Source organism: Agromyces luteolus (genome assembly GCF_009729855.1).
Classification (GTDB): Bacteria; Actinomycetota; Actinomycetes; order Actinomycetales; family Microbacteriaceae; genus Agromyces; species Agromyces luteolus.
In genome coordinates this window covers 18056-30423 of sequence record NZ_WODA01000021.1, presented here as the reverse complement: position 1 = coordinate 30423, position 12368 = coordinate 18056, and the positions used below count along the sequence as shown (strand labels likewise).

At 72.5% G+C, this 12368-nt stretch carries 10 protein-coding genes; 3 read left to right on the top strand and 7 right to left on the bottom strand.

Annotated elements, in window-relative coordinates:
• Positions 1-103: 103 nt before the first annotated feature.
• Positions 104-3301, bottom strand: coding sequence for a carbohydrate binding domain-containing protein (locus GLX25_RS10620; RefSeq protein WP_166548714.1), 3198 nt, complete (start codon positions 3299-3301; stop codon positions 104-106).
• Between the two features lie 389 nt (positions 3302-3690).
• Between GLX25_RS10620 and GLX25_RS10615 the strand changes: the two genes are divergently transcribed.
• Together GLX25_RS10615 and purL are read left to right on the top strand one after the other, a co-directional pair.
• Positions 3691-4506, top strand: coding sequence for a shikimate 5-dehydrogenase (locus GLX25_RS10615; protein WP_155842465.1), 816 nt, complete (start codon positions 3691-3693; stop codon positions 4504-4506).
• 273 nt (positions 4507-4779) lie between these two features.
• Positions 4780-7098, top strand: a complete 2319-nt coding sequence (gene purL, locus GLX25_RS10610; RefSeq protein WP_166548717.1) for a phosphoribosylformylglycinamidine synthase subunit PurL — start codon at positions 4780-4782, stop codon at positions 7096-7098.
• A gap of 67 nt (positions 7099-7165) precedes the next feature.
• Here the strand turns inward: purL and erm are convergent, their stop codons facing one another.
• Entirely contained in the window at positions 7166-7969 is an 804-nt protein-coding gene (erm, locus tag GLX25_RS10605; RefSeq protein WP_205719871.1) for a 23S ribosomal RNA methyltransferase Erm, read from the bottom strand.
• Positions 7970-8177: 208 nt separating this feature from the next.
• Between erm and GLX25_RS18855 the strand changes: the two genes are divergently transcribed.
• On the top strand, positions 8178-9224 hold the full coding sequence (locus tag GLX25_RS18855) for an NUDIX domain-containing protein (protein ID WP_240898308.1): 1047 nt from the start codon (positions 8178-8180) through the stop codon (positions 9222-9224).
• Between the two features lie 205 nt (positions 9225-9429).
• Here GLX25_RS18855 and GLX25_RS10590 read toward each other — a convergent pair whose 3' ends face one another.
• From GLX25_RS10590 to GLX25_RS10570, 5 genes are all read right to left on the bottom strand, one after another.
• Entirely contained in the window at positions 9430-10023 is a 594-nt protein-coding gene (locus GLX25_RS10590; RefSeq protein WP_155842463.1) for a hypothetical protein, read from the bottom strand.
• Positions 10024-10378: 355 nt separating this feature from the next.
• Positions 10379-10798, bottom strand: coding sequence for a pilus assembly protein CpaE (locus GLX25_RS10585; RefSeq protein WP_155842462.1), 420 nt, complete (start codon positions 10796-10798; stop codon positions 10379-10381).
• Between the two features lie 33 nt (positions 10799-10831).
• Positions 10832-11032: a hypothetical protein gene (locus tag GLX25_RS10580; protein WP_155842461.1), complete on the bottom strand. Its 201-nt coding sequence runs from the start codon at positions 11030-11032 to the stop codon at positions 10832-10834.
• The gene (locus GLX25_RS10575) at positions 11029-11994 is read right to left on the bottom strand and encodes an SDR family NAD(P)-dependent oxidoreductase (RefSeq protein WP_166548713.1); all 966 of its coding nucleotides are present in this window, start codon (positions 11992-11994) and stop codon (positions 11029-11031) included. Before GLX25_RS10575 ends, GLX25_RS10580 begins: the two co-directional genes overlap by 4 nt.
• Positions 11991-12365, bottom strand: coding sequence for a chorismate mutase (locus GLX25_RS10570; RefSeq protein WP_155842460.1), 375 nt, complete (start codon positions 12363-12365; stop codon positions 11991-11993). Before GLX25_RS10570 ends, GLX25_RS10575 begins: the two co-directional genes overlap by 4 nt.
• Between the last annotated feature and the right edge of the window lie 3 nt (positions 12366-12368).

The following is a 12368-nucleotide window of genomic DNA, read 5'->3' as shown; positions in this document are numbered from 1 at the left end:
CCACGATCGCTGCAACTCCCCGAAATCCGAGGTGTTGCAGCGATCGTTAGAAGGGGCACCGCGGCATCCGCCCCGCCCTCGTTCGTCGGCTACGGCGTCGGGGTCACTCGACCGTCACGCGGTCGATCGAGTGGGTGCCCTTGCCCGCGAACGTGAGGGAGTAGCCCTGCACGTCGGTGAGCGTGAGCCCGTCGTCCGGCGCGCCGGACGGCTGCTCGTCGGCCCGCTTGAAGGCGTCGAACGGGATGGTCACCTCGTGCCACCCGGCCGTGCGGTCGACGACGCTCGCGACGAACCGCTCGGCCGTGTCGGGCGCCTGGTACACCCGGATGTAGTCGACCGTGAGCGACTGCGGGAACACGAGGTCCTCGCCGGGCGTGCCGCCGAAGTTGCCGCCCACCGCGATGTTGGTGATGAGCGAGAACGGGTGGTCGAACACCCACTCGTTCGGCGCGACATCCGCCGGGTCGGCCTGGTGGAAGACGATGCCGTCGACCTCCCAGGTGATCTCCTCGGGCGTCCACTCGACGGCGAACTCGTGCCAGCCGTCGGGCACGGGCGCACCGAAGTCGTAGATGCCGCCGTACGACTGGCCGCCCGAGTAGCCGGGGCCGTGGATGGTGCCGAAGATCTCGTTCGGCAGGCGTCCGACGTACTCCATGATGTCGATCTCGCCCGTCTGCGGCCAGCCGACCTCGCGGAAGTCGGTGCCGAGCGACCAGACCGCCGGCCAGATGCCGGTGCCCTCGGGCAGCTGCACGCGCGACTCGATGCGGCCGTACTCGAACTCCTGCTTCTGCTCGGTGATCAGGCGCGCCGACGTGACCTCGCACGGGCCGTACCAGCACTCGAGCCCGGCCGCCTCGCCGTCGACCTCGCGGGCCGTGATGACGAGGTTGCCGTCGCCGTCGAGCGCCGCGTTGTCGGTGCTGTCGGTGTAGTACTGCAGCTCGTCGTTGCCCCAGCCCCAGCCGCCGGTCTCGTAGGTCCAGTTCTCGGGGTTCGCGGGCGCGCCCGCGGGGCCGTCGAACTCGTCGGTCCACGCGAGTTCCCAGGTGTCGGGTCCGGCGTCGGGCGCCGGGTCGTCCTGGATGCCGACCGTGATGCGCGTGGGCTTGCCCGTGCCGTTCACCATGAGGCTGATGCCGTCGGCGTCCGACCAGTCCTGGCCGCCGGCGAACTCGCGCGTCATCGTCGCGGTGCCGCGGTGCGTGAAGTCGGCGACGCCCTCGTAGGCACCCTGGCCGGGCACGGCGTCGGCGTCGCCCGCCGCGATCTCGCGGGTCGTGAGCTCGGCGTTGCCGGTGACGTCGTACAGCCACGGGGCCGTCTCGAAGTCCTCGACGAGGGTCGCGTCGATCGGGTCGTCGTCCTGGATGCTGACGGTGGCGGTGCGCACGAAGCCGAACTCGGCGCCCTGCGGGTTCGAGAGCCGGACGATGAACGTCTCGTCGACCTCGTGCTTGCCGTCCTCGATGGTCGGCAGCTCGATCGTCGCCTCGCGCTCGCCCGCCGGGATGACGACCGACCCGCTCGCGGGGGCGAAGTCGCGATCGGGGGTCGCCGAGAGGTCCTCGGTCGCGGTGCGCGCGCCGGTCGCCTCGGCGGACCAGTCGACCATGACGTCCGTCTCGGCCACCCGGTTCAGGCGGATGACGCCGGTCGCCGTGTCGCCCTCGGCGACCTCGTAGCCCGACCGGTCGAACCCGACCGCCAACGCGGGCGGCTCGGCCTGGCCGTAGACGAGCACGTCGTCGTAGAGGAAGGTCTGCGGCGTCGTCGTGCGGAGCGATCCGAACGCGTACCCGTGCATGTCGGTGAGGGTCAGCCCGTCGTTCGGGGCGCCGTTGCCGATGTTCTTGCGCGAGAACTCGTCGAAGTCGAACGTGAGGAAGCGCCATCCGCGCCAGTCGTCGGAGAACGAGACGACGAAGCGCTCGGCGTCGTCGGTCGTCGAGCCCGGGTTGCGGTTGTCGAGCAGGTCGAGGAACAGGTCGGTGCCTGAGCCGTTGCCGTGCATCCAGAACCCGATGCCCTCGTAGGTCGACCAGTCCTCGGTCGTCCAGGCATCGGCCGCGTCGTTCGTGAAGTTGCGCACGACGACGCCGAAGCTCGTCACGTCGAAGTCAGCGCTCAGCACGTCGTTGCCCTCCGGGGCTCCGGGGACCGGTGCCGGCGGGGCGTCCGTGCGCTCGAACGCGACGGTGCTGCTCGGGTCCTGGGCCTCGAACCAGCCGACGGGGATGCCGCCGGCGTCGCCGCGGACGAGCGGGGACTCGTGGTCGTCCACGATCGCGGTCCGGCCGCTCGGCGGCCCGACGACCTCGCCGTCGTCGTCGAGGATCGTGACCTCGAGCGCGGTGACCGAGCCGAGCTGCGCGCCCGACGGCGCGGCGAGCTCGAGCGTGAACGTCTCGTCGCCCTCGTCGGCGTCGTCGCCGGTCGTGGCGACCTGGATGATGCGGCTGGTCTCGCCGGGCGCGAACTCGACGGTCGTGCCCGGGTCGGCGTAGTCGCCGTCGGCGAGCGTCGCCGTGCCGTCGACCGCGCCGAGCTCGACGGTCACGGGCGAGTCCGAGGCGAGGTCGAGCCGCACCTCGACGTCGACCGTGTCGCCCTCGATCGTCGATGCCGCGGCGGTCGAGAAGGAGACCGACGGGGTCAGGTCCGAGTCGGAGTAGACGGCGATGTCGTCGACCCGGATCGTGTCGGCGCCGTTCACGGCGGGGATCGCGTACCCCCAGAGCGACGTGAGCCCGAGGCCGTCGTCGGGCGCGCCACCCGGCTGGAAGTCGGTCGCGCGCGTGAAGGCCGACCACGACAGTCGCAGCTCCTTCCATCCGTCGGTGTCGTCGACGACGTCGACGTCGAACCGCTCGGAGGCGTCGGCGTTCGGTCCGCCGTCGAAGAGCTCGACCTGGTAGACGGCGCCGTTGCCCGAGCCGTCGACCATGAGGGTCACGCCGTCGAAGGCGCTGACGTCGCGGGCGCCGGCGAACGTCTGGCCGACGCCGCCGAACGAGCCGGGGGCGGTGACGTCCCAGCCGTACGAGACGACCTTCGTCGGGTCGGTCTGCCCGGGCTTCGCGTCGGGCGAGCCGGCCGCGACGTCGACGATGCCGAAGCCCGCCGCACCGTAGGAGAAGAACCCGTCCGGTGCACCGCCTTCGAAGTCGGCGAGGACGGAGATGCTGCCGGCCGCTGAGGCCGGGGCGGCTGCGGCGAGCGGCGCGACGACCACGGCCGCAGCCGCCAAGGTCGCAGCAGCTCGCCGTGAGAGCGCTCTCTTCTTCGAGTCCATTCGTGCTCCATTGCAGTGTGTGAAGGGAACGACCGAGGTGGTCCCCGACAGGGTAGGCAGGCCCCGGCGGATCTCGCAAGCCCCTTGTGGATACTGGGATCGACGCCCCCGTTGTCCGGTTCGGCGGCGCGGCGGGCCGGAAACCGCTCGCCGGAGCATCCTCGAAGAGAGCGCTCCCACAACATATCCACCGTGGCTCGTGTCGACACCCTCCCCCGCGCGGCTTCCAGCGCGCCGCCCGCCGGGCTCAGGCCCGCCCGCACACGCCCTCCCTCCCGCCGCGCTCGCCGATCGGACGAGGATCGGCGCCTCAGGAGCCCCGGCACCGCCGAATCCCGTCCGATCGACGGGCGCGGCGCGGTGCGGGGCGATGCGAGGAGAATGGCGGCATGCCGATCCTCAACAAGGACATGCAGGTCTGCATCTCGCTCTCCGGTCGCCCGTCGAACCTCGGCACGCGCTTCCACAACTTCCTCTACGACGAGCTCGGACTGAACTTCCTCTACAAGGCCTTCACGACCGACGACCTCGAGGGGGCGATCCGCGGCATGCGCGCGCTCGACTTCCGCGGCTGCTCGGTCTCGATGCCGTTCAAGGAGGCGGTGATCCCGCTCGTCGACGTCATGGAGGACTCGGCCGCGGCCATCGAGTCGGTGAACACGATCGTGAACGACGACGGCCGGCTCACGGCATCCAACACCGACTACGAGGCGGTCGCGCAGCTCATCGCCGAGCACGGACTCGACCCCGGGGCGCGCGTCGTCGTGCGCGGGTCGGGCGGCATGGCGAAGGCCGTCGTCGCGGCGTTCCGCGGGGCCGGCTTCGCCGACCTCACGGTGCTCGCGCGCAATGCGGAGGCCGGACCGGCGCTCGCGGCGAAGTACGGCTACGCCTGGGTCGGCGACGAGCCCGAGGCATCCTTCGACGTCATCGTGAACGTCACGCCGCTCGGCATGCAGGGGGCGGATGCCGCTGCGCTGGCGTTCGACGAAGCGTTCATCGAGCGCGCCTCGACGGTCTTCGACGTCGTGGCGTTCCCCGCCGAGACGCCGCTCATCGCGGCCGCCCGCTCCGCGGGCACCCCCGTGATCACGGGCGCCGAGGTCGTCGCACTGCAGGCCGCCCGGCAGTTCGAGCGCTACACGGGCGTCGCGCTCACGCGCGAACAGGTCGAGCGCGCCGCCGCGTTCTCCCGCGCCGATTGATTTCCCCGGCCCGACGCCGCGCCCCGTCGGAGTGCCGTTTCTGCGGTGGCGGGCCGCATGAACCCGCGCTCCACCGCAGAAACGGCACTTCAACGCGCCTGCACCGGCCACGCCCTGCTCACGTGAGCACGGCCGGTAGACTTGCGGGGTCCGGCATCCGCCCCGCGGCATCCGCTCGCCGCCACTCTCTGGAGCTCGCCACCCGTGACCACTGAGACCTCGCCCACCGCTGCCAGCACGACCGCGGAGCCGGGCGACCCGGCCGCGGCCGAGATCATCGAGGCGCCGCGCACCGCGCAGCTCGACACCGTCGAGGTCGCGAAGGCGACCCCCGAGAAGGAGCAGCCGTACGCAACGCTCGGCGTGAAGCCCGACGAGTACGAGCGCATCCGCAACATCCTCGGCCGGCGCCCGACGAGTGCCGAGCTCGCCATGTACTCGGTCATGTGGAGCGAGCACGCCTCGTACAAGTCGAGCAAGGTGCACCTGCGCCAGTTCGGCAAGAAGGTCACGCCCGAGATGAAGCAGCACCTCATGGTGGGCATCGGCGAGAACGCCGGCGTGCTCGACATCGGCGAGGGCTGGGCGGTCACGTTCAAGATCGAGTCGCACAACCACCCGAGCTTCATCGAGCCGTTCCAGGGCGCCGCGACCGGCGTCGGCGGCATCGTGCGCGACATCATCTCGATGGGCGCGCGCCCGGTCGCCGTCATGGACGCGCTGCGCTTCGGACGCATCGACGACCCCGACACCGCCCGGGTCGTGCACGGCGTGGTCGCCGGCATCAGCTTCTACGGCAACTGCCTCGGCCTGCCGAACATCGGCGGCGAGACCTGGTTCGACCCGGTGTACCAGAAGAACCCGCTCGTGAACGCGCTCGCCGTGGGCGTGCTGCGGCATGAGGACCTGCACCTCGCGAACGCCAAGGGCGTCGGCAACAAGGTCGTGCTCTTCGGTGCCCGCACGGGCGGCGACGGCATCGGCGGCACGTCGATCCTCGCGTCCGACACGTTCGCCGAGGGCGGTCCGACCAAGCGCCCGGCGGTGCAGGTCGGCGACCCGTTCGCCGAGAAGGTGCTCATCGAGTGCTGCCTCGAGCTCTTCGCGGGCGACCTCGTCGAGGGCATCCAGGACCTGGGCGCGGCCGGCATCTCGTGCGCCACCTCCGAGCTCGCCGCGAACGGCGACGGCGGCATGTCGATCGTGCTCGACGACGTGCTGCTGCGCGACCCGTCGCTCACGCCCGAGGAGATCCTCATGAGCGAGAGCCAGGAGCGCATGATGGCGATCGTGAAGCCCGAGAAGCTCGCCGGCTTCATGGAGGTCGTCGAGAAGTGGGACGTCGAGACGAGCGTGCTCGGCGAGGTCACCGACACCGGCCGCCTCTCGATCACGTGGCGCGGCCAGGAGATCGTGAACGTCGACCCGCGCACGGTGGCGGTCGACGGCCCGGTGTACGAGCGCCCGATGACCACCCCGTCGTACCTCGACGCGCTGCAGGCCGACACGGCCGCCGCGCTCGAGCGCCCGGCCGACGACGACGTCGACGGGCTCCGCGCGCAGTTCCTGCAGCTGGTCGGTTCGGCCAACCAGGCGGACGCCGCGTGGATCACCAACCAGTACGACCACTACGTCCTCGGCAACACCGCGCTCGCGGCGCCGGACGACGCGGGCATGATCCGCGTCGACGAGGAGTCGGGCCTCGGCGTCTCGGTCGCGACCGACGCGAACGGCCGCTACTGCCAGCTCGACCCGCGCCGCGGCGCGCAGCTCGCGCTCGCCGAGGCCTACCGCAACGTCGCCGTGACCGGCGCGACCCCCATGGGCATCTCCGACTGCCTCAACTTCGGCAGCCCCGAGAATCCGGAGGTCATGTGGCAGTTCGCCGAGGCGGTCACCGGTCTCGCCGACGGATGCCTCGAGCTGGGCATCCCCGTCACGGGCGGCAACGTCAGCTTCTACAACCAGACCGGCGACGTGCCGATCCACCCGACGCCGGTCGTCGCGGTGCTCGGCGTGATCGACGACGTCGCGCGCCGCATCCCGTCGGGCTGGCAGGACGAGGGCCACAACATCTACCTGCTCGGCGAGACGTACGCCGAGCTCGACGGCTCCGCGTGGGCGGGCGTCGTGCACGACCACCTCGGCGGCATCCCGCCGTTCGTCGACCTCGGCCGTGAGAAGCAGCTCGCCGAGCTGCTGCGCGCCGCGGCGCTCGAGGGCCTCGTCGACTCGGCGCACGACCTCTCCGACGGCGGCCTCGCGATCGCCCTCGCCGAGGGCGTCGGCCGGTTCGGCGTGGGCGCCCGCGTCTTCCTCGGCGAGGTCATGGAGGACGCCGGCATCGACCTCGCGACCGCGCTCTTCTCCGAGTCGACGGGTCGCGTGATCGTGACCGTGCCGCGGGAGGACGACGTGAAGTTCCGCGGCCTCTGCGAGGGTCGCGGCTACCCGGTGCGCCGCATCGGCGTGACGGATGCCGCGTCGGGCTCGCTCGAGGTCCAGGGCGCGTTCACGGTGTCGATCGACGAGCTCCGGGGCGTCAACCGTGCACCGCTCGCCGACGCGTTCGGCCCGGTCGTCGGGTACTGACGGCGACGCCTCGATCCGGTCCCGCGCCGGCCGCGACCTCACGCGAGGTCTCGGCCGGCGCGTGCGTTCAGGCCCTGCCGCGGGCGAGGCCCCACAGTTCGAGCCAGTCGTCGGTCGTGAGCCGGCTCGGCGGCGTGTCCGCGGCGATGCCGCGGTCGCGGAGCATCCGGCGGGCGGCGCCGGCGGTGATCGGCCGGGACGTGCGCCCGAGCACCTGCACGAGCCCGCGCCCCGGACCCTGGAACACGTCGCCGACCCACGCACGGTAGGCACGGCGCTCGGGCGTGCGCGCGAGCGGCTCGGGCCGCCGGTCGATTCGGAACACCCCGCCGTCCACCGACGGCACCGGCCGGAACGCCCGCGCCGGAACCCGACGGTCGAGCGTGAACCGGTACCACGGCGCCGACTGCACGGTGAGCATGCTCGCGCCGCCCACCCCACAGCGTCGGCGGGCCACCTCCCACTGGGTGAGCAGGATGGCGCTCCGCCAGCGATCGGCGTCGAGGATCCTCCGCAGGATCGCCGTGGTCAGGTGGAACGGGACGTTGCCGACGAGCACGAACGGCTCACGTGGCAGCGGCCAGCGCAGCACGTCGGCCTGCACGACGGTGGCCGTGCCGCCCAGCTCGCGGCGTAGGGCGGCGGCGCGACGCGGGTCGAGTTCGACCGCGGTGAGCGGTCGGTCGAGGCGCGCGAGTGCGCGGGTGAGCGCGCCGCCGCCGGCGCCGAGCTCGACGATCGGGCCGGGGGTCGTCGCGACGAGCGCGGTCATGCGGTCGATGACGTGGCGGTCGACGAGGAAGTTCTGGCCGAGCTCATGGGCGCCGCCGTGGCTCGGGCAGGAGGAGGAATGGTGTCGTGATGGTCGCAAGGGGATGCTCCGCTGGCTGGAATCGTCAGCCGGGTACGGCGAACCGCACCGCGGCCCTGGGTGAGGGCCGAGGCGGAGCAGCGGTCAGATGGTCCGGTCGCTCCGCCTCAGGCGGTGCGGGGCCGGATGATGATCGCGAACGTCATGCATGACACGGTCGGTGAGACTAGCAGAACCGGTCGTCGACGGCACCCGGTAGGGTCGCCGCATGAGCAGGACGGACCTGGCGAGCCTGTTGATCCATGCCGACCGGGCGACCGTGTTCGACGCGCTCACCACCCCTGACGCGATCCTCGGCTGGCTTCCGCCGCACGGCATGCGCGGGCGCCTCGAGCGCTTCGACCTGCGCGACGGCGGCTCGTACCGCCTCGTGCTGACCTACGAGGACGCATCGGATGCACCGGGCAAGACCGACGCGGACTCCGACGTCTCGGAGGTCCGGATCTCGCGCGTCGTTCCCGGTGAACTGATCGAGCAGCTCGTGGACTTCGAGTCCGACGACCCGGCCTTCCGGGGCACGATGCGGATGACCTGGAGCCTGCGCAGCACGTCGGAGGGCACGCTCGTGGAGTTCGAGGCGCGCGACGTCCCGGAGGGCATCCGCGCGCACGACCACGCCGAGGGACTCACCTCGTCGCTGGCGAACCTGGCCTCGTACCTCGAGCCGGACCGGACGGCCGACGTGCCGGATGCGGCCGACGAGTCGGATGCGAGCGACGTGCCGGACGCGGCCGACGCGGCCGACGTGGCCGACGTGGCCGACGACGGACGGCAGACCTACCCGGCCGAGTACGCCGCGTCGCACGGCACGTTCGCGCTCATCCCCGCCGCGTACGTCTTCCTCGTCGAGTCCGATCGCGTGCTGCTGCAACGTCGCGAAGGGACCGGGTACTACGACGGGTGGTGGGCCGCCTCGGCCGCAGGCCACGTCGATCCGGGTGAGACGCTCATGGCCGGCGCGGTGCGCGAGACGCGCGAGGAGATCGGGGTGGACGTCGCGGAGGCCGACCTCGAGGGGATCACGGCGATGCACCGCACGGCGCCGACCGGACTGCCGATTGACCAGCGGCTCGACGTGTTCTTCGTGGCGCGCACCTGGCGCGGCATCCCCTCGCTGCAGGAGCCCGACAAGGCGAGCGCGCTCGAGTGGTTCGCGCTCGACGACCTGCCCGAGCGGCTCGTGCATCACGAGCGGTTCGCGCTCGAGGGCTGGCGCGACGGCGGCCTGCCCGCCGTCACCGCGTTCGGGTTCTGATGGAGATCGTGGTCGGCGGCCTCATCGCGCTGTTCGGCGCGGCGCTCGTTGCAGGCATGACGGTGCGCGCCATCCGCGCTCCCCGGGGCCGGCGCGCCCGCCGAGTTGCCACGTGCGGGCGTGAACCAGGCGGGAGCCGCGCGGCAGGTGGCAACTCGATGCATGCGAGGGGGATGGCGCTCCAGGGCGGGCCCGCCGCAACGGGTCACGCGCCCTGCGGCGGGTGGGCGAGCAGGTCGACGCGCTCGGCGAGGTAGGACTCGAGCGGCAGCACCGCGTCGGGTGAGGTCGGGTTCCAGCTCACGCCGACGGCCGCCGAACCGTCGATGCTCGTGGTGAGCACGAGCGGTCCCGACCCGGGGAGGGGCGCATCGGCGTCGAGTTCCAGCGGCACGGCGTCGAACACGACGCTCGCGCCCGCGGGGATGCCGCCGCGGATCGCGGCCGCACGGTACGCCCGCTGCTCGGCGACCGATTCGGCGAGCACGCTCCGCCGGACCGCCTTCTCGGCGCGGACGACCCGCCCCGTCGAGTAGAGCCGGCCATCGGCATCGAGCAGCAGCACGCCGAGCCGCCAGACCGGCCCGACGACCCGCATGCGCGGCGCGCGCGGCATCCCCAGCACTCGGCGCCCGGGGACGAACTCGGCGAGCGTCTCGGTCCGAGCGGATGCCTCGGCGAGCGCCCGCGCGGCCAGCTCGACGGCCGCGCGAGCCCGAGCGGTCGCGGCTGCCGCTGCCGCTGAGCTCGGCCCCGACCCGTCGCCCGTGGCCGGACCGTCAGCATCCTCGTCGTGCACGGGATCGAGCCTACGCACCGCGCTCGCACGCTCGTGAGGGCGTGTCGCCGAACCGTGAGCCGGTCGAACCTCCCTCCGCCAGCACGATGGTTCCCCGGCGAGAGGTGGGGGAAAGGTGGAACAGGGATACCTTTCTCCCTGCTCCGAACGCGAGACCGTCTCGGCACCTCGATCGCCGCAGCCCCGGATGGGCATCTGGGCCGGCCGGCACTCGCGCGGTCATCACGACGCGCCGCCGGGGAGCAGCGCGCCCCGTCCGCACGTGCGGCGTCAACGCGTGCGCGGCGTCAGCGCGTGCGCGGCGTCAACGCGTGCGCGGCGTCAGCGCGTGCGCGGCGTCAGCGCGTGCGCGGCGTCAGCGCGTGCGCTCGATGAGGGCCAGGAGCGCCATGCCGTACGCCTCAGCGGCGTCGGGATGCTCGAACGCGAGCGACTCGCCCGTGACCTCGATCGCCACCTCGAACGCATCGGGCAGGCGGCGGAGGCTCCGGAACGTGGCGCGCAGCAGGTCGCGCAGCTGGTCCTCGCGAGGCAGCCAGACCGCATCGGCGAGCGCGACGGAATCGAGCGCCCACTCGGTCGTCCCGTTGAAGGCGAGGATGGTGCCCGTGGGGTAGCGGCGCGTCTCGATCGTCATCTCGCTCACCGTGAACGTGTCGGCCTCGACCTCGGCCTCGACGTCGCTCGGCAGGTCGAGCTGGAACCGGTCGCCGGAATCCGGATGCCAGACCAGGCCGGCGTCGCGCAACTGCAGGGCGAGGTCGCGGCTGATCATGCGGACACGCTACGCGCTCGCGCTGCCCGGAACCTACTCGCGCCGCTTCCGGATGCGCGCCGGACCGAGACCCGCACCGAGCCCGACGACGATGATCCCGGCGAAGAGGAAGCCGTAGCGCCCGCTGAGGACGCCGAACAGGCCGAGCGCGACCCCGACCACCACGACGACTCGAGCGATCCGCAACCGGACGCCCGGCTGCGACCACCAGCGCGAGACCATCCCGCGGATCACGAGCGCGCCCCGACGTCGAACCGGCGGCCGACGGCCTCCTCGGCGAACGCCCACACCCGGGCGCCGATGCGCGCATCGCGGCTCGTGCGCGTGGGCGTCGCCAGCCGCGGAGCACCCTTGACCATCCACTGCGGGCCCCAGAACTGGCCGCCCTCGACCTCCTCGGAGGTGACGCCGTGCACGATCGCCTCGGCGCCGCGGTGCTTGCCCTGCGCCCACGCCGCCTGCAGGGCGTCGGCGAACCGATCGGCGGTCGGCGGCTGGTTCACGCCGGGCACGCGCGGCGTGCGGCCCGAGATCGAGTAGCCCGGGTGGGCGACGATGCTGTGCACGCGGGGCGTGACGGATGCCGCGCCGACCGCCTCCGCGGCATCCGTCGCCGCACGGCGCAGGCGCCGGTCGAGCTCGAACGCGAGCGAGGTGGCGGCGATCTTCGACTGCGCGTAGGCGCGCCAGGAGTCGTAGGTGCGGGTCAGTTGCAGGTCGTCGACCCGGAACGTGGACAGCCTGGTCGAAAGGCTGCCGACGGACACGACCCGGGCGCCGCGCGCGAGGTGGGGCACGATCTCGGCGAGCAGCGCGAAGTGGCCGAGGACGTTCGTGGCGAGCACGAGCTCGTGGCCGTCGACCGACTCGCGGCGCTCGCTCGGGGTGTGCACCATGCCGGCGTTCAGCACGACGGCGTCGAGCGGCGCGCGGTCGAGCAGCCGGTCGGCGCCGGCGCGCACCGACTCGAGCGAGGCGGTGTCGATCACGAGCGTGTCGACCGAGGCCCGCGGCATCCGGGTGCGGATCGCGGCGACGGCCGCGGCGAGGCGCTCGGGGCTGCGGCCGGACAGCGTGACGTGCGCGCCCGCGCGCGCGAGCCGCGCGGACGTGAAGAACCCGAGGCCGGCGTTCGCGCCCGTGACGAGCACCTGCCGCCCGGCCTGCGGCGGCACCCGGGTCGGGTACCAGCTCACGCGCGGTCCGACCCGGAGCCGTCGGCGATCTCCTCGTGGTGGCGGATCACCTCGGCCACCACGAAGTTGAACCACTTCTCGGCGAATGCGGGGTCGAGGTGCGCGTCCTCCGCGAGCGAGCGGAGCCGCTCGATCTGCCGCTTCTCGCGGTCGGGATCGCTCGGGGGAAGGCCGTGCTCGGCCTTCAGTCGTCCGACCTGCTGGGTGAACTTGAACCGCTCCGCCAACAGATGGATGAGCGCCGCGTCGATGTTGTCGATGCTCGATCGGATGCCGAGCAGCATGCTGATCACCGCGTCGCGTTCGTCGACCGCGCCGTCGCCCGGGCTCGGGCTGGGGTCGGCGGCGCGGTCGGGAGTCTCGGCGGTCATGCT

What these genes read in the sequence shown, in the direction of transcription:
- GLX25_RS10620 (WP_166548714.1), bottom strand. Translation starts at nt 3,301, where the DNA reads ATGGACTCGAAGAAGAGAGCGCTCTCACGGCGAGCTGCTGCGACCTTG.
- GLX25_RS10615 (WP_155842465.1), top strand. Translation starts at nt 3,691, where the DNA reads ATGCCGATCCTCAACAAGGACATGCAGGTCTGCATCTCGCTCTCCGGT.
- GLX25_RS18855 (WP_240898308.1), top strand. Translation starts at nt 8,178, where the DNA reads ATGAGCAGGACGGACCTGGCGAGCCTGTTGATCCATGCCGACCGGGCG.
- GLX25_RS10585 (WP_155842462.1), bottom strand. Translation starts at nt 10,798, where the DNA reads ATGATCAGCCGCGACCTCGCCCTGCAGTTGCGCGACGCCGGCCTGGTC.
- GLX25_RS10570 (WP_155842460.1), bottom strand. Translation starts at nt 12,365, where the DNA reads ATGACCGCCGAGACTCCCGACCGCGCCGCCGACCCCAGCCCGAGCCCG.